Annotated in this window: 15 protein-coding genes; 6 read left to right on the forward strand and 9 right to left on the reverse strand. The window is 68.3% G+C overall.

Annotation, left to right across the window (positions count from 1 at the left end; genetic code table 11):
* Position 1: 1 nt before the first annotated feature.
* Both VGV60_00150 and VGV60_00155 read left to right on the forward strand, forming a co-directional pair.
* Positions 2 to 2,122, forward strand: a complete 2,121-nt coding sequence (locus VGV60_00150) for a tetratricopeptide repeat protein (protein ID HEV8699666.1) — start codon at positions 2 to 4, stop codon at positions 2,120 to 2,122.
* Between the two features lie 91 nt (positions 2,123 to 2,213).
* A complete protein-coding gene (locus VGV60_00155; protein HEV8699667.1) occupies positions 2,214 to 3,353 on the forward strand; it encodes a PP2C family protein-serine/threonine phosphatase in 1,140 nt (379 codons plus the stop codon).
* A gap of 48 nt (positions 3,354 to 3,401) precedes the next feature.
* On the opposite strand, the gene VGV60_00160 is transcribed toward VGV60_00155, so the two are convergent.
* Positions 3,402 to 5,474 (reverse strand): TonB-dependent receptor, encoded by a 2,073-nt coding sequence (locus VGV60_00160; protein HEV8699668.1) that lies wholly within the window; start codon positions 5,472 to 5,474, stop codon positions 3,402 to 3,404.
* Positions 5,475 to 5,698: 224 nt separating this feature from the next.
* Between VGV60_00160 and VGV60_00165 the strand changes: the two genes are divergently transcribed.
* Entirely contained in the window at positions 5,699 to 6,139 is a 441-nt protein-coding gene (locus VGV60_00165) for an OsmC family peroxiredoxin (GenBank protein HEV8699669.1), read from the forward strand.
* Between the two features lie 27 nt (positions 6,140 to 6,166).
* Positions 6,167 to 6,859 carry a thermonuclease family protein gene (locus tag VGV60_00170; GenBank protein ID HEV8699670.1) on the forward strand — a complete coding sequence of 231 codons (693 nt, stop codon included), beginning with the start codon at positions 6,167 to 6,169 and terminating at the stop codon, positions 6,857 to 6,859.
* Positions 6,860 to 6,890: 31 nt separating this feature from the next.
* Here the strand turns inward: VGV60_00170 and VGV60_00175 are convergent, their stop codons facing one another.
* The 3 genes from VGV60_00175 to VGV60_00185 form a co-directional block, all read right to left on the reverse strand.
* On the reverse strand, positions 6,891 to 7,991 hold the full coding sequence (locus VGV60_00175; protein ID HEV8699671.1) for a DUF4097 family beta strand repeat-containing protein: 1,101 nt from the start codon (positions 7,989 to 7,991) through the stop codon (positions 6,891 to 6,893).
* A gap of 63 nt (positions 7,992 to 8,054) precedes the next feature.
* On the reverse strand, positions 8,055 to 9,323 hold the full coding sequence (locus VGV60_00180) for an MFS transporter (protein ID HEV8699672.1): 1,269 nt from the start codon (positions 9,321 to 9,323) through the stop codon (positions 8,055 to 8,057).
* 9 nt (positions 9,324 to 9,332) lie between these two features.
* Positions 9,333 to 10,238, reverse strand: coding sequence for a TIGR01777 family oxidoreductase (locus VGV60_00185; GenBank protein ID HEV8699673.1), 906 nt, complete (start codon positions 10,236 to 10,238; stop codon positions 9,333 to 9,335).
* Positions 10,239 to 10,375: 137 nt separating this feature from the next.
* Between VGV60_00185 and VGV60_00190 the strand changes: the two genes are divergently transcribed.
* On the forward strand, positions 10,376 to 11,857 hold the full coding sequence (locus VGV60_00190) for an MFS transporter (GenBank protein ID HEV8699674.1): 1,482 nt from the start codon (positions 10,376 to 10,378) through the stop codon (positions 11,855 to 11,857).
* Positions 11,858 to 11,935: 78 nt separating this feature from the next.
* Positions 11,936 to 12,460: a nuclear transport factor 2 family protein gene (locus VGV60_00195; GenBank protein ID HEV8699675.1), complete on the forward strand. Its 525-nt coding sequence runs from the start codon at positions 11,936 to 11,938 to the stop codon at positions 12,458 to 12,460.
* A gap of 94 nt (positions 12,461 to 12,554) precedes the next feature.
* Here VGV60_00195 and VGV60_00200 read toward each other — a convergent pair whose 3' ends face one another.
* The 5 genes from VGV60_00200 to VGV60_00220 form a co-directional block, all read right to left on the reverse strand.
* A complete protein-coding gene (locus VGV60_00200; protein HEV8699676.1) occupies positions 12,555 to 14,174 on the reverse strand; it encodes a thrombospondin type 3 repeat-containing protein in 1,620 nt (539 codons plus the stop codon).
* A gap of 520 nt (positions 14,175 to 14,694) precedes the next feature.
* Positions 14,695 to 14,937, reverse strand: coding sequence for a zinc ribbon domain-containing protein (locus VGV60_00205; GenBank protein HEV8699677.1), 243 nt, complete (start codon positions 14,935 to 14,937; stop codon positions 14,695 to 14,697).
* 10 nt (positions 14,938 to 14,947) lie between these two features.
* Complete coding sequence (locus VGV60_00210; protein ID HEV8699678.1) at positions 14,948 to 16,420, reverse strand: NAD(P)/FAD-dependent oxidoreductase; 1,473 nt, start codon at positions 16,418 to 16,420, stop codon at positions 14,948 to 14,950.
* A gap of 91 nt (positions 16,421 to 16,511) precedes the next feature.
* A complete protein-coding gene (locus tag VGV60_00215; protein ID HEV8699679.1) occupies positions 16,512 to 18,182 on the reverse strand; it encodes a PPC domain-containing protein in 1,671 nt (556 codons plus the stop codon).
* A gap of 122 nt (positions 18,183 to 18,304) precedes the next feature.
* A partial coding sequence (locus tag VGV60_00220; GenBank protein ID HEV8699680.1) for a hypothetical protein occupies positions 18,305 to 19,238 on the reverse strand: 934 nt, incomplete at its 5' end.

Genomic DNA, 19,238 nt, shown 5'->3' on the forward strand with positions numbered 1-19,238 from the left:
ATTGATCCTTCGTCGCTTGGGGCTTCTGGCCGCTTGTGTCGTCCTTCTCCTGCACGCGGCTCACTTCCTCAATCTGGCGGACGACGCGTACATTTCCTTCCGGTACGCCGAGAACCTGGCCTCAGGGCGCGGGATGGTATTCAATCCCGGCGAGCGGGTCGAGGGGTACACCGATTTTCTCTGGGTCGTCATCCTGGCTGTCTGCAGGCTGGGAGATGCGCCCGTTCCCATGGCATCCCAGGCCCTCGGGATCGGATTCACCGTCCTCTCGCTTTTCCTGGCGGCAGCGCTGGCGCGACGGTTTTCGGCATGGCAGCCGGGGAATGCCCCAGCCGCGGCTGGTGCCGGCGCGAGCACACCCTGGGTGACCGGACAAACGCGCGGAGGAGGATTCATCGCGGCGCTGCTGCTCGCCGCGAATCCTGCCGTGGCCCGCTGGGCGGTCGGCGGCCTCGAGGCGCCGTTGTTCTCCTTCCTGGCGCTCCTGTCGGTCTGGTGCTACCTGCGCGACGAGTCGACGGACTCGGTACCCTGGCGCTGGCCTGCCACCTGCTTTCTCGCCTCACTGGCGCGGCCGGATGGCGTCCTGCTCCTTCTGGTCGCGCTTCTATTCGGCCTGCGCCGATCGATGTCCCAGGCACTCGGGGTGCGGCGGTCACTCCAAGCGCTCGCAATATTCCTGGCGCTCGGCGGTCCATACTTCCTGTGGCGCCTCTGGTATTTCGGGTCGCTGCTTCCAAACACGTTCTATGCCAAGGTGGTCTACGACGCCAGCGTCCTCCAGCACGGGATCTACTATCTGATCTACTTCCTCTTCGCCTCGGGCGGAGTGGTGATCATCATCGGCGCGCTCCTTGCGCTGGGGCGCGCTCATCCCGGCGTGAAGCTCGCCGCCTTGCAGGCCGCCACCTACACGGGTTTCGTCTTCCTCGTCGGTGGCGACGGGGAGCCCTACAGCCGCTTCCTGGCGCCGGTCGCTGTGCTTCTCGCTCCGGCTGCGGAAGCCGGCTACCGGCGTCTCGACGCGCTCCTGACGTTTCGCGGCCCTATCCGGACCGTTGCGAGTTCCGCCGCCGTGGCGCTCCTGTGTCTCACGGGCGCATCCGGCTCGTTTTTCGGAAAGCACCACGAAGAGTACCTGATAGGTGTCGAAGGGCAGGCGCGGCGCATCGCGATCGGCGAGTGGCTGAATCGGAATGCCCCGCCTGACTCTGTCATCGCCCTCAATCCGGTGGGCGTGATTCCGTATCTCTCGGGGCTCAGGACGATCGATATGCTCGGACTGACCGACGCCCACATCGGAAGAAACGGACGATCGATCGTCAATCGCATGCTGTTCGCGCATAACCGCTACGACCCGGAGTACGTCCTGTCCAGGCGCCCCGATTACCTCATCCCGGGACAGGCCTCGACGTTCGAGGTCATGAAGGACCGGCTGGACCTGCGGAAGCCCGGTCCCTCGACCTTCGATATCGTCGCCCCAGCCTTCGACCGCTATTTCACGTCATTCCCCGGTGACGCCGTGCTGTGGAACCTCCCGGAGTTCCGACGATACTATCTTCCGACGATTGTCGAGACGGAAGGGCGCTTCTTCTACATGTTCGTGCGGGATCGCCGCGTGGAGGAGATCGAAGCCCGTCTCCGGAAAACGGGTGGCAGCGACGCCGAGCGCGCCGAACTGGCGGCCCTGTTGGCGGCCAAGGAGGAGAAGCGCGTCTCCGCCCCGCCGCCACACGGCGACGCACGGGAGGCCGTCATGCAGTTGCTGCAGCAGGCCGAATTGGAACGGTCACGCGGAGATCTGTCTGCGGCCGCCGAGCAGCTGCTGGCCGCGCATGCGCTCGAGCCGGGCGATCCGATCGTCCTCTACAACCTCGGCGCACTGTACGAACAGATGTCGCAGCCGGACGAGGCTCTCGATGCCTACCTGAAGGCACTTGAAGCGCGACCGAATTTCGCCGACGCGTGCAACAATGCGGGGACGATTTACGCCCGCAAGGGCGACTTTGCCGCGGCGCGCCGCTACTGGGAGAGGGCCATCTCGATCGATCCGTCCCACCCGGCGCGCGACAATCTCAGGCGGCTGAACGAGCAGGATGCGCGCGGCACTCCGCGCCACTGACCGGCGATTCGAGAACATGGCTAAAAGGGGCAAAGAGAGGAAACCCCGGGAGTCCAGGTCGGAAACCAGGAGTCCCCGCCTGAGACAGCTGTTGTTCAAGGACCTGCGCCCGGCCGATCTGCCGCGCAATTTCCGCCAGGACCTCAAGCAGCTCTATCGTTTCTATCTCGACGAGGAGCGGCGCGCCCAGCTCGCGGCCATGGGGCGGATCCGCCGCTCCTTCAAGATCGTCGCGTGGCTGCTCAAGAGCCTCCTCGCGAAACTGTCCCCGGGGCGGCGGCTGGCGCTGTTCGCGTCCCTCGTCATGTGCTTCATCGGCAAGTGGCGCTTCGGCCTCCGGGGCGAAATCTTCAGCACCGACCTCCGCCTGTGGGGCTTCCTGATCCTTCTCCTGGTGTTCATGCTGGAGATGATGGACAAGGTCCTGGCGAAGGATGAGATCGAGGTGGCGCGGCAGGTCCAGCTGGCGCTCCTGCCGTCACGGCACCCGCAGCCGGAAGGGCTGTCGCTCTGGTCGTTCATGCGTCCGGCCAATGACGTGGGCGCCGATCTGGTGGACTACATCGATCTGCCGGGTGGCCGGCTCGGGGTCGTCCTGGGGGACGTCGCCGGGAAGGGCCTCGGCGCCGCCCTCCTGACGGCCAAGCTGCAGGCGACGCTGCGGGCGCTCGTCCCCACCTGTCCTTCGCTCAGCGATCTGGGCGCGCAGCTCAACGCCATCATTTTTCGCGACGGCATCGACAATCGCTTCGTCACGCTGTTCTACTTCGAGATCGATCCCGCGAGCGGCCGGATGCGCTATCTCAACGCCGGACACAATCCACCGTTCGTCCTGCGGGCGTCGGGCATCGAGTCGCTTCCGGCATCGGCCATACCGCTGGGAATGATGGAGGGGACCGCGTACGCCGAGAGCGAGCTCATGCTCCGGGACGGCGACGCGCTGGTCATCTACTCCGACGGGTTGACCGAGGCAAGGAATGTCGGGGACGAGGAATTCGGCGCCGATCGCCTGCGCGCCCTCATGCCGCGCCTGCGCGGGCACTCCGCCGAGAGGGGCGTGCGTGTCATCATCGACGAGGTGAACTCCTTCCTCGCGGGCGAGCGCCCGCACGACGACATGTCGCTCGTCGTCCTGTCGCGCCCTGGCGAGGTCGCGACCACGGAGTCCGCCGCCGGGCGGCCCGGCCCCGTTCCTCCGCCGAGAATCATTCCGCCGCCACCGCCGGGCTGATCGGTCCGGCCGCGAGGCGAATGGGAGCGCGAGACCCCGCGGTCCGCCTTAGCGCGGATTGCCGCCGAGGAGCCAGCGCGCGCTCGCCTCCAGGCGGCGCGCGGGCATCAGGTAATACTGCGCGTCACCCAGCTCGCTCTCCGCGACGGGCGGTCTCTGATCGTTGAGGTTCGTGCCGTCGAGGCGGAGCTCGACGTTCCCGAAGAGATAACCGATTCCGGCCGACCAGGTGACGTAGTCAGGGGCGAGGGCGGTGTTTCGCTTGTTGAGGAAGCGGCTGCCGACCCAGTTGGAGCGCACGCTGCCGCGCCAGCCCTCCGCGCGGCCGACAATGAATTCCGTCGCGGCCATGTACCGGGCCGACATCTCGAGCCGCTTGCCGGCGAGCTGCGTCGGCACCCCGCCGAACTCGGTGACGAAGTCGCGGAACCGCGCGTCGTGCAGGCTGGAAACGAGACGCCATTCGAGGACGGGATGGGGGCGCACCACGGTCGTCAGCTCGATCCCGCGGAATCGCTCCGTCCCCCCGTTCACCAGCGCCGGCACCCCGCCCACGACCTGGGAGAGCACGAGGTTTTCGAAGTTCATCTGAAACGCGCTCAGCTCGATCGCGAGCCGGCCGCCCAGGAGGCCGCTGCGCATCCCCCCCTCGAAGCTGACGGCCGTCTCCGGGGCCAGGATCTCCGGGTCGGCGTCCAGGCCGAAGTCGATGACGGCCGGTTTGTAGGTGTTGCGGTAGTTCGTGTAGAGGTGAAGGGCATTCGGGCCGCTGCGCCATGCGGTCCAGGTCAGGCCGGCGAACCCTCCCCCGCGCAGCACGTTCCGCCGATCCTCGCTTTTCACGCGGGTGGACGACAGGAGATCGAGGCTGTCGGTGGTCCGGGACTCGGCCGTGCGGTTCAGGCGGGCCCCCACCTCGAAGCGCCAGCGCTCGGCGGGGGTCCAGACGACCTCGCCGTACAGGCCGGAGAACTCCCGGCGGTCACGAATCTTGACGGCGGCCTCGTTGCTCAGGCTGCTCCCCGACGGCGGGGCGTTGCCGTCCAGATCGACGAAGTAGTCGAAGTCTCCTCCGTCGGCCCGCCCGCTCCCGTGCAGGTGATCGAAGCCCGCGATGACCTCGAGCTTCGGGTCGGGATGGAGCGCCAGGTGGCTGTCGAGGTAGACGTCGAGCGTCGGAATCGACTCGCGGAAGCCGTGCGCGTTCGGAGACGCAAGGCTGACGTCCGTCAGGAAGCCGCGCAGCACGTCCTGTCGCGATCGACTGATCGTCAGGGAGTTCGACCAGGATCCGGAATCGAGCTTCCTCTCGTAGCCGCCGTTGAGCGTGTGCCGGTTCTCGTCGATGTGCGCCCCCGTCATGTTGTGGTTCGCGTCCACCGGCACGAGGGTCGTCAGGCTCGTCCCGACGCGCGGATGGGGGCTCGCCGGATCCTGTCTCAGGAACAGGCTGTCGACGCCGAAGCGCAGGACACCGTGCTCCATCTGTCGGCTGTTCTGCCAGCGGACGTGGCCCCGCTCGAAGTCCGTCCGGTCGTCGCTAAATCCCTGGTGCGAGGCGTCCGCTGCGATGGACGACTTGACATCGCCCCAGGACGGCAGGGGAGACGACCAGGCGATCGAGCCGCTGTCGTACGAGCCGCCCGCCGTTCTCAGCATGGTCCCGCCGGATCCCGGCTCGCCGTGAACGACGTTGATCACGCCGACGAACGAGGTCGCGCCGTAGGACACGGGAGCGGCGCCGCGCAGGATTTCGATCCGCTCCACGTCGGTGAGGTCCAGCGTGACCAGGGACGGGTTGAAGGCGCCGCCCCACGGGGCCCCGTCGACCGCCAGCAGGAACGCATCGAATTCCCTGAGACCCCAGAATTCCGGGACCGAGCCGGCGGGTCCCCCGTCGCCGCCCGGCGCGATATCGATGCCCGCGGCGACGAGGAGGGCGCTTCGCAGGTCGAAGGCGCCGCGACGCAGGAGTTCGTCGCGCGTGATGACGGTGACCGAAGCCGGCGTGGTCTCCACGGGCTCCGGCGCGTGGGTGGTGATGACCTGCACGTGCTCGACCAGGGGGGTAGCCGGCGCCACCACGGGCTGATCGGCGGCCAGTGCGCCGGCCTCACACATGACCCCTGCGATCATGACGAGTACTGGAACCGCTCGAAGCCTGCAACGGGTTTGGTTGATCATGAAATCACCCCCGCTCCCGGGCGCGGCGCGCCACCAGAATGGTTGACAGTCCGTGGGTTTCGGGTCGGCGGAAATCGTATCATGCCTCGGTGCCGGGGTGCGCCCGGTGATTTCTCGGGATTCGTTGATTCACGATATGATACAGGCTTCCAGGAGGACACATGGCCACGTTCGAGAGAAGCGCGCACGTCGACTGGGAAGGGACGGTCAAGGAAGGCCGCGGAGAGGTCAAGGCCGGCACCGGCGCCTTCAGCCTGCCGGTGACCTTTCCGGCGCGGGTCGAGGCGCCGGGGGGGAAGACGAGCCCTGAAGAGCTGATCGCCGCGGCGCACGCCGCCTGCTACGCCATGGCGCTGTCCGGGACGCTGGGGCGCAAGAGCGGGCGGGCCAAGACGCTGCACGTCACGGCCACGATCTCGGCCGAGTTCGGAGAGGGCGGGCTGAAGATCCAGTCCTCGAGGCTCCAGGCGGTCGCCGAGGGCCTGGAGGGCCTCACCGCGGCGCAGTTTGCGGACGTCGCGAAGGAGGCCGAGGGACGGTGCCCCGTGTCCAACGCCCTGCGCGGCAGCCTGAAGATCGAGCTGGAAGCGCGCACCAAGTAGTCCGTCAGCCGTCGGAAAGGCGATGCCATGCGCCCCCGGGCATTGGCCGCAGTCGTCGTCCCGCTGCTCCTCGGGACCCTGGCGTTCTCCGCGGCCGGGGACGAGGTGGGAACCGTCCTGCGCGTCGTGGACGGCGACACGCTTCAGGTGAGGATCGGCGGGAAGGCGGAAAAAGTCCGGCTCATCGGCGTGGACACTCCCGAGAGCGTCGATCCGCGCCGGCCGGTGCAGCATTTCGGCAAGGAGGCTGCCGAGTTCACGCGTCGCCTGGCGTCGGGCAGCCGGGTCACCCTGCGAGCGGAGGACGGGGCGCCCGGGCGCGACAAGTACGACCGTCTCCTGCGATACGTGTTCCTTCCCGATGGCAGGCTGCTGAATGCGGAAATCATCCGGCTGGGGTACGGGCATGCCTACACCCGGTATCCCTTCTCCCGCATGAAGGAGTTCAGGGCGTACGAGAGGCAGGCGCGGGAAAACGGACTGGGGCTCTGGGCAGGCGGCGCCCGGGGGGAGCGGCCCGCCGTCTCGCAGCCGCCGTCTTCAGTGCGAAGGGAGATCTATGTCGGCTCGCTGCGCGGGAGGGTCTATCACCGCCCGGGATGCGTGCGGGCCGGAAGGATCGATCCCGACAACCGGATCGCGTTTGCGGACTCCCGGGAAGCGAGCGCAGCCGGGTATGAACCGTGCAAGCTGTGCCTGCGACGGTCACCCCGGAACTGAGCCCCCGTGATCCGGAGCCTGCCCTGGAATTCTAGGCGCCCGGCTCGATGGTCAGGTCGCCGCTGCCGGTGTCGACTTCGATCTTGATGCGGGCGTCGCCTCGACGATAGCCGATCACTTCCTTGTGCCGCACGATCGCCTGGGCGTCCTTGAAGCCCATGTTGATGTCGCCGCTGCCCTGGTCGGCCAGCGCCTCGAACGAGGCACCCGCGGCGAGTCGCAGCGTGACGTCGCCCGATCCGGTGTCGGCCTTGACGCGAGTGAGCCGTGCGCCCCGGCTCTCCAGGCGGACGTCCCCCGATCCCGTGTCGGCCTCGAACGCCTCGATGTCGCCGTCGAGGACGTGCACGTCCCCCGAGCCGGTGTCGACGTCGACGAGCCTCGCGTCCACCGATCGGATGGTGACGTCGCCGGAGCCGACGTCGCAGCCGACCTTCTCGCCCTTGAAGCCGGTCACGTCGCAATTGCCGCTGCCGGTGTCGCAGACGAACGCACCCTCCAGGTCGCTCGCCTTCACGTCACCCGACCCGGTGTCCGCCTTGATCTCCCCTCTCACCCTGGCCAGGGACACGTCGCCGCTCGCGGTGTCGAACACGATCCTCCCCTCGACGTCGTGGCCTTCGAGAGGGCCGACGTGATTGCGAAACGTCGCGTCGGCAAGACGATGGCGGGGCACCTGCACCTCGACGTCGGCATAGAGCAGCACGCCCTGGCTGTCGCTGATCTTCACCCGGTGGCCGTCGTACTCGGTCCTCGTGCTGGATCCTCCGAAGAAGCCTTCCAGGATTCCCCTGCCGCCGGTCCCGCGGCCGGGGTATCGAATGGTGCTCTCGCGGTCGAGCGGATAGCGGACGCGCAGGGTCGGCACTCCCTTCTCGCTGATCACCCGCTCGAACTTCATGGCGGTCGCGAGGTTGTCGTTCTCGGCATGGATGGTCGCGATCGCGACGAGGACCGGGCCGGTTCCGGGCGCGACGCGCATGGTGCCGGCGAGGTTCTCCACGGCGAACAGATTGGCGTCGCCGGCCGGCAGCTCGAGGCGGATGGTCCTCGTGGTCTCGGCCGAAACCTGCGGCGTCGGGAGGGCCAGAGCAAGGACGGACAGGGCCAGCAGTGCGGAAGACAGTCTCATCGTGACCTCCTTCGTTGCATCCAACGCAATACCCGTGCACCAGGTTCCATGAACGTCAGGCTCCTACAACGCCTCCCCCGTCGGCGGGAGGACGAGCGGCGCCGCCTCGACGGGTGCGGTCCCGACCCGGGACCCGACCCGGCCGAGCATGGCCATGGATACGCAGCCGAACGCGAACGCGGCGCCCCAGAGAACGCGCGCCCCGAAGCGCTCGAGGATCGCCACTCCGAGCCCCGGACCGATGGTGAAGGCCGCGCTGAACGACATGGTGTACAGGCCCATGTAGGAGCCGCGCCGTTCCGGCGGGGCGATGTCGGCCACGTAGGCGCTGCTTCCCGGAAGCAGCATCATCTCTCCAAACGTCCAGATCACGACCGTGAGAGCGACCCCCAGCGGGCCCGAGCACAACGCCATGGCGCCGAAGCCGGCGCCGACCAGGAAGGCCCCGAGGGCCAGGGTCCGACGGTGGGTCCAGTGCGCCGTCCGGAGATTGAGCGGGACCTCGAGCAGGATGATCAGGGCCGTGTTGAGCGTGAACAGCAGGCCGTAGGACGACTCCTTCATGGACAGGTGGCCGACGAGAAAGAGCGGCATCGAGGCCTCGTGCTGGAAGAAGACGACCAGGATCGGCAGAAGCGCGACCAGGAAGTAGAGCAGGTGCCGGTCCGTCCAGGCTCTCGGACCGCCGAGGTCGGACCCTGAGGACGGTCCGCGCGAACGGTCGCGGCCCCCTCCCGACCCGGCCGGAGCCGGGTTCCCGGCAGCGAGGTAGCGTGCGGACAGGACCAGCACGACTCCCGCCGCGAGAGACGACGCCCCGTCCACGTAGAACAGGACCGGGAAAGACACGGAGGCCAGGAAACCGCCGGCGGCGGGGCCGACGCTCATCCCCAGATTGACGGCCAGACGGGCCAGGGCGAAGGCCGCCTTGCGCCGCTCCGGTTCGACGAACGACGAGAACAGCGTGAGATTGGCGGGCCGGAACGACTCATTGGTCAACGCCCAGAGGACGGTGATGGCGAGAATCGCCCCGAGAGTGCGCGCGAAGGGGAGTGCCATGACCGTCGCGCCCGACAGGAGGAGGGCAGCCTGCGCCACGCGCACGGCTCCCACGCGGTCGCAGAGACGGCCGGACAGGGGGCCCGCCAGAAGCGCCGCGAGGCCGTAGACCGTGAGCACGAGGCCGGCCTCGGCGCCCGAGAACCCCCGGCTGCGTGTCAGATAGAGCGCCATGAACGGGAGCGCCATCGTCCCCAGCCGGTTGACCAGCGTCGTCGCCGAGAGGATCCAGACCGTCCGCGGCAGGCCGCGGAGACCCCGCCACGGGTTCATGCGCGGTGCTTACGCCGGTCGACCGAGAAGGAATCGCAGCGCCGGTTCAAGGTCCGGATGCCGGAAGCGGTACCCGGAGGCAAGAAGGCGGGCCGGCTCGACCCTCTGGCTCGCAAGGAGGAGGGCGTCGGCCACCTCGCCGAAGGCAAGCCGGGCGGCGAAGGCGGGCATCGGGAGGAGGGTCGGCCGTCCGAGGACCCGCCCGAGGGTCCCCGTGAACTCGGCGTTGGTGCTGGGGTGCGGCGCCACCGTATTCACCGGGCCCTTCAGCGTGACGGTCAGGAGGGCATGCTCGATCGCCCCCAGGACGTCGTCCAGGGTGATCCAGCTCATGTACTGGCGTCCATCCCCGAGTCGGCCGCCCACCCCCAGCCTGAAGGGGGGAAGCATGGTTCGGAGCGCCCCTCCCCTGGGGCTCAGGATGACTCCGAAGCGGTGCTGCACGACGCGGACTCCCTTGCGTGCGGCCGGCTCGGTGGCCTCCTCCCAGGCACGACAGACCTCGGCCAGAAAGTCCCGACCGGGAGGGGAGTCTTCACGCAGGACCTCGTCCCCCCGATCGCCGTAGTAGCCGACCGCCGAGGCACAGATGAAGACCCGCGGCGGGTTCGACAGGCGGGCGATGGTATCCGCCAGGAGCCGCGTGCCGCCGACGCGGCTGTCGCGGATGCGCGCCTTCCTGGCTGCGTTCCAGCGTCCCGGTACGAGGCCTTCCCCCGCCAGATGAACGACCGCGTCCATGCCTTCCAGGTCAGCCGCGTCGAGCGCCCCGCGCGCGGGGTCCCACAGGATGGCTGCCGCCCCTGCCGCGGGTCGCGTGCGGACCAGACGGACGACCTGGTGCCCCCCCGTGCCGAGGGAAGGGACGAGCGCCGACCCGACCAGCCCGGACGAGCCGCTGACCAGGATTCTCATGGCCGGAAACCCTACCACAGGTTCGTCCAATCCTCGGTCCGGCCCGTGGGAGCCGTCCCACGACTCGGTCCAGCGCCAGGTTGCCCGATCTGGCCCCGCGCCCTAAATTGCCTGGGAGCCCTTGCATCGAGGTGAGCTTGGCAGCGACGACGTCCTTTGGTGGGCCCCCCGGAGCCCGCCGGCTCGCCCTGGAGGGGGCTTTCCAGTCGCTGGCCCAGGGGCTTGGCGAAGCCTACCTGGGGGCCTACGCCCTCCTCCTCGGGGCGGGCGGACTGGCACTCGGTCTCGTAGCGACGCTGCCCACCGCCGCCACGGCGGCGGCGCAGGTCCTGGCGCGGAGGGCCCTGACCCGGGCGGGTGGGGCCCGGCGTCTCCTGGCGCGTTCCTGGTCGGCACAGGCGATCGGCTACCTGGCCCTCGGCCTCTGCCTGCTGGCCTCCTACCCCTGGTCGGTCGTGGCGCTCGTCACGGTGGCCCTGTTCGCCTGGGGCTGTGGGGGGATTGCCGTGCCGGCCTGGACGTCCCTCGTCTCAAACCTGGTGCCGCCCTCCCGACACGGATGGTTCTTCGGGCTGAGGGGCGCGGCGCAGGCGTGCGGCGTGCTCACGGCCATTCTCAGCGGCGGGGCGCTCCTGTCGATTCTGACCGCCCGGGGACACGAGGCGCTCGGATTCGTCCTGATATTCGCGTACGCCGCGCTGGGACGCGTCTTCGGCTCGGCTCTGCTGGCGCGCCTGCCCGAACCGGCGCGGGCGGAGCCGGGACGTCCGCGTCCGGTCGAGCTCAAACCGATCCGCTCCTCACGCAAGTTCCGCCGCCTGTCGATCTACCTCTGGAGCCTGCACCTCGCGACCCACGTGTCCAGCCCGTTCTTCGTGCCCTACATGCTGCGGGAGCTCCGATTCAGCTACCTGCTGGTGGGGGCGCTGATCGCCACACCCGCGATCGTCAAGGTCGCCACGCTCGGGATCTGGGGAAGGCTGGCCGACCGCCTGGGCCCGGGTCCCGTCCTGAGGACGACCGGTTGGCTGGTCGCACCTGTTCCGGCGCTGTGGCTGGTGTCGAGGAGCCCCTGGTGGATTCTCGCGGCGCAGGTCTATTCCGGCCTGGTCTGGGGTGCCTTCGAGCTCGCCCAGGCCTCGTCGATCCTGCAGACGACACGCGCCAGGGAGCGGCAGGTTGCCTGGTTCAACGCCGTGGACGGAGGGGTGCTCATCGCCGGTTCCCTCATCGGCGGCACGGTCGTGAACCTGGTGAGCGGACGGGGAGGACAGGGGTACCTGACGGCAATGGGCCTGTCGACCCTCCTGAGGCTGCTTCCCGCCGTCGGAATCCTGTGGCGCCTGCGCGGCATCGGGAGGCCCGCCTGGTCGCATCTCATGATGCCCCTGCGCGTATGGACAGTCAGGCCCACGCGCGGCCTGACACTGCGCGTGTGGGAGGGATTTCGGCTGACCGGCTTCCGCCCGGCGCGTAGTTGGCCCGGGCGTGCCGTGCCCGGCGCCGCGCGGCGCGGCCGGCCGACGAGTGGGATCATCGAAGGCTCCGCGGCGGTCGAGCCGGAGACGGGACGGCCGGTCCCCTCCGTCCTGGAATCCCCCCCGCGGGCCGCGGGCTAGGACCCTGTCCGAGCATGGGGCCGGGCCGCGCGCAGTCGCCTGTGTAGAATAGCCGCCACACGGACGAGGAGGGACAAGATGAACAGTTCCCGCGCGAGCTCGACCAGCGCTTCGATCCGGGTCGCAATGGCCGCCCTGGCGGCGCTCGCGACCTGTTTCGCCCCCGACGCGGTTTTGGGGAGCGGCCCGGCGACCACCCCGGCCGCTCCGGCAGCCCGGCCTGCCCGGGAATCACGCGCCGCGCTCGACAAGGCCGTCGCCGACTATGTGGGGCTCTACACCCGGACGACTCTCGATCGCTGGAAGGTCCTGTTCCACCCGTCTCTTGTGGTGGCCTACCCGGGAGAGAATGGAACGGTCAAGGCCCGCGGTCTCGACGAGTTCTTCAAGGCGCAGAAGGACTACTTCGAGACGGGGCGCGCGATCGGGGAGAGGCTGGAGAACGTCCGGATCGACGCGGGCCGGAGAATCGCCCGGGTGAGCGCCGATTTCGTCTTCGTGGACGAGGGCCAGGAAAGCCGCGGCAAGCTCGGCCTGCACCTCGTCGAAACCCCGGACGGGTGGAAGATCACGTCGGTCCTCTTCGCGTACGACGAATCCTGAAAAAAAACCGGCGCGGCGACCCTTCAGGCGCCGCCGCGCCGGCCATCCCTAGAACCTTCCCGTCATCGCGCCGCTCTAGAGCGCGATTCGTGCCTCAGGGCGTGCAGTCCCTGATGGCCGGGCCGTAGACCTGCACGGTCCCGTCCAGGCGCAGCATCTCGACGAAGATGTCGTGCCCGCTCTTGTGCTTCGGAATGATGAACTCGTACAGATCGCCACCGCCTGTGATGCACTGCGTGCAGGGGATGAGGGCCGGGTTCTGCTGCACGCGGCCCTTCGCGTCGATCTTCACGACATTGAAGCCGGCGACGTTCGTCTCGAATTCCGTCCTCCAGAAGACCGTGCCCGAACCCTTGCCATCCGGGCTCGTGAAGGAGATGCACACGGTCTTGACCTTCTCGGTGCAGTCGAGGACGAAGGGGAACAGCGGGCAGGGATCGCACGCATCCCCGGAGCCGTCCCGGTCGAAATCGGCCTGATTGGGATTCGAGTCCTGCGGGCAGTTGTCGCAGACATCGCCATCTCCGTCCCCGTCGGCGTCCGCCTGGCCGGAGTTTGCGACGCTCGGGCAGTTGTCGCAAGCATCTCCTTTCGCATCCCCATCCGCGTTGGCCTGGTTTGTATTGGCAGCGGTCGGGCAGTTGTCGCAGGCGTCACCCACGCCGTCCACGTCGCCGTCCGCCTGGTTCGGATTGGCGACCGTGCGGCAGTTGTCGCAGACATCGCCATCTCCGTCCGCGTCCGCGTCGGCCTGGGTGGGATTGGCGGTCGCAGGGCAGTTGTCGCAGACGTCTCCGCGCCCGTCCGAGTCGACGTCGCTCTGATCGCGGTTCGGAGTGAAGACGCAATTGTCGCAGGCGTCGCCCACGCCATCGCCGTCGGTGTCCTGCTGGTTGGGATTCGCGATGCACCGGCAGTTGTCGGTCGGATCCGGGCGGCCGTCCAGGTCGCAATCCGCGTTGGTCAGGACCAGGGGGTTGGAGACCGCCGCCCCCTGCCGCCCGCCCACGATGAGTCCCACGGTCACGTACGTGCAGTTCACGCCCGACTGGTCGAACGGGACCGTGAGCGGGGCCGACGTTCCGGGCGTCGACGTGGTTGTCAGAAGTCCGGGCGATGCCAGCGGGGCGGTCCAGTTTGCGAGACGGCCGCTGGTCGGCGGCGCGGCGCATGGGCCCGTCCTGGCGTAAATGGCATAGCCGTCCACGACCGGCCGGCTGGCGCCGGGGAAGTCGGTGCACGTCCCGGCCAGGTTCAGGGCGCAATCGTCATGCGTGACGGCCGCGTCCCAGGCCAGGGACACCGTGGCCTGACCGCCCGCGATCGGCGTGAGCAAGGTGGCCCGCGGCGTCGGCACGCGCGAGGAGCCAATGCTGACAAGTTTTTCCCCGCTCGAGTCGAGAGGGTTGGCGAAGTCCAAAATGAAGCCCTGGAAGCCGAAACTGAATCCCACCGAGGAGAGAAGATACACGCCGCTGTAGGAGGAGCTCCCCTCATTCTGAATCGAAGTCAGGAATGCGACGTTCGGCGAGTCGCCGTCCACGCTCACGGTCGGGCAGCCGCCCGCTCCTTCGTCCGCCCAGTCTCCCAGGACCGTGACGATGCCGTCCGATCCGGTGCCGGCACTGGACTGGCATGGCCGGCCGGCGGTCGACTGGCTGGATGATCGACAGATCCAGTCCGCCGTGCCGTTGTCGATCGAGGTGCCCCTCACGAAGATGCGCCCGGCGAGTTCACTCTCGGGAAGCCCTGTCCAGACGGTGTCCAGAAAATGTCCAACCGGCACGCTGCCCCCGCACTGCTGGGCATGCGCAGCCGGTGCCAGCAGCAGGAAGGAACACACCATCAAAAGAGCAGTCAACGGCTTTGCGATTCGTCTGGGACACATATGTATCGAGCCTCCTCGGTAAGCAGTTCAGGAGAAGACACTCTCCTGAACGGCGAATGTGGCCGAAATGTACGCCAAGCTTGACGTCTGTCAACCAAACAATATGTCAGACCGATAATGAGTGGACCTGCCCGGGGACCTGCAGGGTCCGGATGATGACCAGGGTCTGATCGTCCTCCCTGTCCTGCCCCGCTGACCACCGGTCGATTTCCTGGAAAAGGCGCTTCTGATGGCCTCGGCGGAGGAATTCCTGTTCCGCAATGCGAAATCGTGGCGCCGCGCCTCGCCGTATTTGCATGCGCTTGGGAAACGGGGGGGCCGGCCCGGGGACGTGTGGGACCATGACTCAGCCGGTCGCGCAGGAGCCGGGACCTCGAGGGTCGCCGCAGCTTCCGCACGGTCCCTCGGCCTCGCTCGGGGGGCCGGACGCGCGCGTCGTCCGTCCGCCTCCGGCCCCGACAGCGAAGGTGGATACGAGTTTCTCCAGGTTGTGCCCTCCGCACTTGGGACAGGCCGGCCGGGCCGATCCGAGGACCAGGGCCTCGAACCGCTTCAAGCATTCGAGGCAGGCATACTCGTACAACGGCATGGGTCTTCCCTCACATCGTATGGGCGGGAGGATACAGGGCGCGTCCGGAAAAGAAAAGCGCGGACCGCGATGCAGCGGGTGCACTGGGAGGCCGAAGAGCCGCGATGGTGTCGTCACGGCCCATCGCCGAAAGAATCTCACGGGCGACCCGCCGTCCGCTGGCGTAGGCGCCATGGACCGTCTGGTAGTGCGGTGCGGCGGCGGTCGCTTCGCCGGCGAAATGCAGCAGGTCGCCCACGGGGGTCGCCAGCACCGCGCGCTGGGTCGTGCCCCCGGGTCGCGTGAACGAGTACGAGCCGCGCGAATACGGGTCGGCAATCCAGTCTCGCAGGGATGAGAAGCGCAGGCGCCGTTTCACGCCGGCCAAAGGGAAAGCCTCCTCCACCCAGGCCAGGGCCCGCTCGCGGCCGGCCGCCTCTCCCAGATCGCTGAGCTCCTGGGCCGCCGTCCCGGTGATCCAGCCCAGGAGCACCGGCTCGCCGGCTCCCGGCGGATGCGGATCCCAGAAGGAGACACGGCCGCCGCGCGTGTCCCAGCCCGGCAGCCCCGGAACGGTCTCACGCCAGAACCAGGTGTCGAACAGGAAGTGGACGACCACGACTCGCCCCATGTGAAGCGCCTGGACGGCTCGCTCCTTCCAGGGGGGCAGGTGGGGCTTGAATTCGGGGCTGCCGGCTTGCAGTATACCGATGGGCAGCGTGATGGCTGCCCGCGCCGCACGGGCCTCCTCGAGCCTGCCGTCGCGATGGTACGAGACCAGGACGCCATAGCGACCCCATTCGATCTGCTGCACGACGGAGGACAGCCGCACCCGATCGCCAAGCCCCTCGGCCATCTTGAGGGGCAGGGTGTCGTAGCCGCCGACGACCTGGTAGTTCCTGTCGAAGTAACTCTCCCAGGCCGCCTCGTCCTCCATGGCGGCGCGCAGGCTGACTTCGTCGGGCTCGGCCGACCACGACAGCGCGTGCTCCAGGACCGCCTCCCGATCGGCGGTTGTGAAGTGCTTCGCCACGAGGAACTCCTGGAACGATTCATCGTCCCCGTGATACTCGCGATAGGCAGCCTTCAGGCGCGCCTCGGCCCCTTCGCGGAGCCCGGCATCGGGAGGGTGGAAGCCGGCAGCCGTGGACCAGGGCCAGGTGTCCCACTCGGTAAAGGGGCGCGTCTGGACCCCGAACTCGCGAATGAGCTCCCAGGTCGCCGCCCTCGACCCGTGGATCATCTGGGCCCCCACCTCCAGGCCGTGCGGCGCCGGCTCGTGAAGCGTGTGGATTCGACCGCCGACGCGATCGCGCGCCTCCAGAACGAGGACGTCCATGCCGGCCCGCGCCATGTCCCGCGCCGCGGCGACCCCGGAGATGCCGGCGCCGATCACGACGACGTCGTGGGCGCGCCGGATCGGGAAGCCGCATCCATGCAGGGCCGCGGCGGCGCCCGCGAGCGCCGCGGACTTCACGAACGATCGGCGGGTGAGATCAATCATGGGACCGGATCGCTCCATGAGCGGCCGATTCTAGCCGAATTTGGACCGATCCCCGGCGATCAGCGACCGGGTATCACCACGGCGGGGATCATCAGGGACACGGAAACGGATTGGGCAACGGCTGGCCGTTCGAGGAGGCTCCCAGCGGTCCCTCTCCGCAGCCGTTCCTGCCGCTGACGAGGTAGTAGAACGAGCTGCCGCGCGGCGGGCTGCTCGCGTCGGTCGCGCCCGGGCCCGGAAGGGCGGGGGACAGGCAGGCATGATCGTATGCCCATGGGCTGCCGTCGATCGAGCCGCGGTAGAGGGCGTAGGTGACGGAGAACAAATCCGCGGACCACGACAGCGTCTGCGAATCGGTGAACTGAAGCCCGGTGGCGACCTCCGGCGGGGCGCAGGTCGCGCAGGCGTCGCCCCGCCCGTCTCCGTCCGAATCGGCCTGGTCGGGATTGAATGCCGAAGGGCAGTTGTCGCAGAGATCCCCCGCGCCATCTCGATCCGAGTCGGCCTGGTTCGGGTTCGCGGCGCCGGGACAATTGTCGTGCGGCATCACCAGTCCGTCCGCGTCGGGATCGGGATCGAGAAAGAGGACGTAGTAGGAATCCTGAGACAGGCAGCCCGAGCCCGTGCAGGGGCCCCGCACAGAAATCGAGTAGTCGCCGGCCCCCTGGGCGCTGACGAGGGAGGGGTCGGGCGTCGACGCGTCCTGCGCCAGGACGGTCACGGAATTCTGCAAGGCCAGCGTTCCCTGCAGCAGCGAGGCCAGTCCGGTACGCGCGTCGACGTCCGCGTGCACCTGGGCCGTCGAAGGCAGCTGGAAACGGTAGTGATCGACGTCCGCCGCGGGGCTGACGATGCCGCTGATGGCGCGCGGCACGGTCACGGGCTGGCCGGTTGCGAAGCCGCCGTCGTCCGCGGCCGGTCCAAGTCCCAGCGTCAACTGGTAGAAGGTGTTCGTCGTGCCGACGAAGACGCGAAGCTCCCGGATGCGCAGGAAATACGTGCCGCTCACCGGAAGGATTGCCTGGAGGAATGGATCCGTCGGATCGGCGGCGGTGTAGGCGTCCTCGACCAGGACGTTCCGCGCCGGGTCGTACAGCGTGGCGACGATGTTCGCGGCGGGCTGGTCGGGATTGAACACCGCGGAGTCGATGCCGACCGTGACCACCTGTCCGGCGGCCGCATCGAATCGGTAGAAGTCCACGTCACCCGCCGGATAAATGAGCGCATCGATCGCGGTCAGGACCGGCGGCCGGACCGGGCTCGCCGTCCCGAACTCGTTGTTGGAGTCGATTTCGATCGACAGGACGTAAAGAAACCCGGGACCTCCGGCTCCCGCTGCGTCGCGCAGTGAGATGAAATACTTGCCGGGTTCCGTGACCTGCGCGACGGCCGTCGGGTCGTCGAACTCCCCGATGGACTGATCCTGGGCGAGGACCGTGCTGCCATCCCGATCGAGAATCGCGAGGATGGCGCTCAGGCTCGAGCCGGGCTGGCTGCCGGCGCGGAATCCGCGTGCCAGGATGTCGGCCTTGATCGTCTGTCCCGCCAGGAGAGCCACCGCGAAGACCTCGACGTCACCCGGCGCCTGCACGATACCGCCGACGCTGACCGGAGGGGCGAGGGGCTGCGCCGAGGCCGGGGCGTCGTTCGGCTCGACTTCCTGCCTGAGGTCGGCTCGAAGGGGGAGGATCGCCGCGCCGGCCGCCAGTCCGACCATCGCGAGCCGTGGGATGAGCTTCGACGACGGTCGGGACTGACTCATCATTAGGATTCCGATCGGATGCGACGTGCCGAGTCAGACATGAAGCGGCGCCCGCGCTTGCGGGCGCCGCTCGATCACATGTCCCCGCTGGTCGCGGGGCCTGATGGATTCTCGAGGCTACCCTACCGGTTGCCCCTGTTCAGAATCCTGGCGCTCGTGCAGCACTGGAACACCTGCCCCCCCACCATTCCGGAGATGCAGATATCCGCGCTGGCGCCGTTGGAAATGTCCGACAACGCCGCGAGCAGGTCCTGCCGGTTCCCGTCCAGGCTCTGGCAGTTCCCGTCGCTGGGCCTGTCGAACTTCAGATTGACGGCGCCTCCGGACACATTGCGCGCCGCCAGGTCTTCGAAGAGTCCCGTCTCGAACTGCGTGCCGCCACCAGAATCCGGGCACGACAGAGAAGCCGGATCGGGGAAGACCGTGTTCCCCGCCCGGGACACGTGCGTGATCCCGATCGAGCTCGGCGGGATTGGAGCCGGAGCCGCCGGGTTGCACGTGTTGATCAGCGAGAGATCCATCGAGAACGAGTTCCCCTGCGCGTTGACGTTCAGCGTGGTTGGACTGATGCTGCACACCGGCTGGAAGGTGCCGCGGGGAACATGAACGCAACCCGACGCCGGGTCGCAGGAGTCGGCGGTGCAGCTGTCGCCGTCGTCGCAGCTGAGGGGCGGGCCGCCTGCGCACTGGCCGTGACTACAGGCATCACCGGTCGTGCAAGCGTTGCCGTCGTTGCACGGCGTGGTATTGGGGTTGTTGACGCACCCCTTCCCGGGATCACACGAGTCATCTGTACAGCCGTTTCCGTCGTCGCACGAGATCGCCGTGCCGATGCACCTGCCGTCGGTGTTGCAGGTGTCCTCGGTGGTGCAGGCGTTGCCGTCGTCGCAGGTGGCGTTCGGCGTCGGCGTGTACACGCACTGACCGTCGACGCAGGCGTCCCGGGTGCAGGCGTTGTCGTCGTCACAGGTCACCGGCTTGCCGGCGCACTTGCCGTCGGCGTTGCAGGTGTCCTCCGTGGTGCAGGCATCGCCGTCGTCGCAGGCGTCACCCGGC

Source organism: Candidatus Polarisedimenticolia bacterium, assembly GCA_036001465.1.
In the GTDB taxonomy this organism is placed as follows: domain Bacteria; phylum Acidobacteriota; class Polarisedimenticolia; order Gp22-AA2; family Gp22-AA2; genus Gp22-AA3.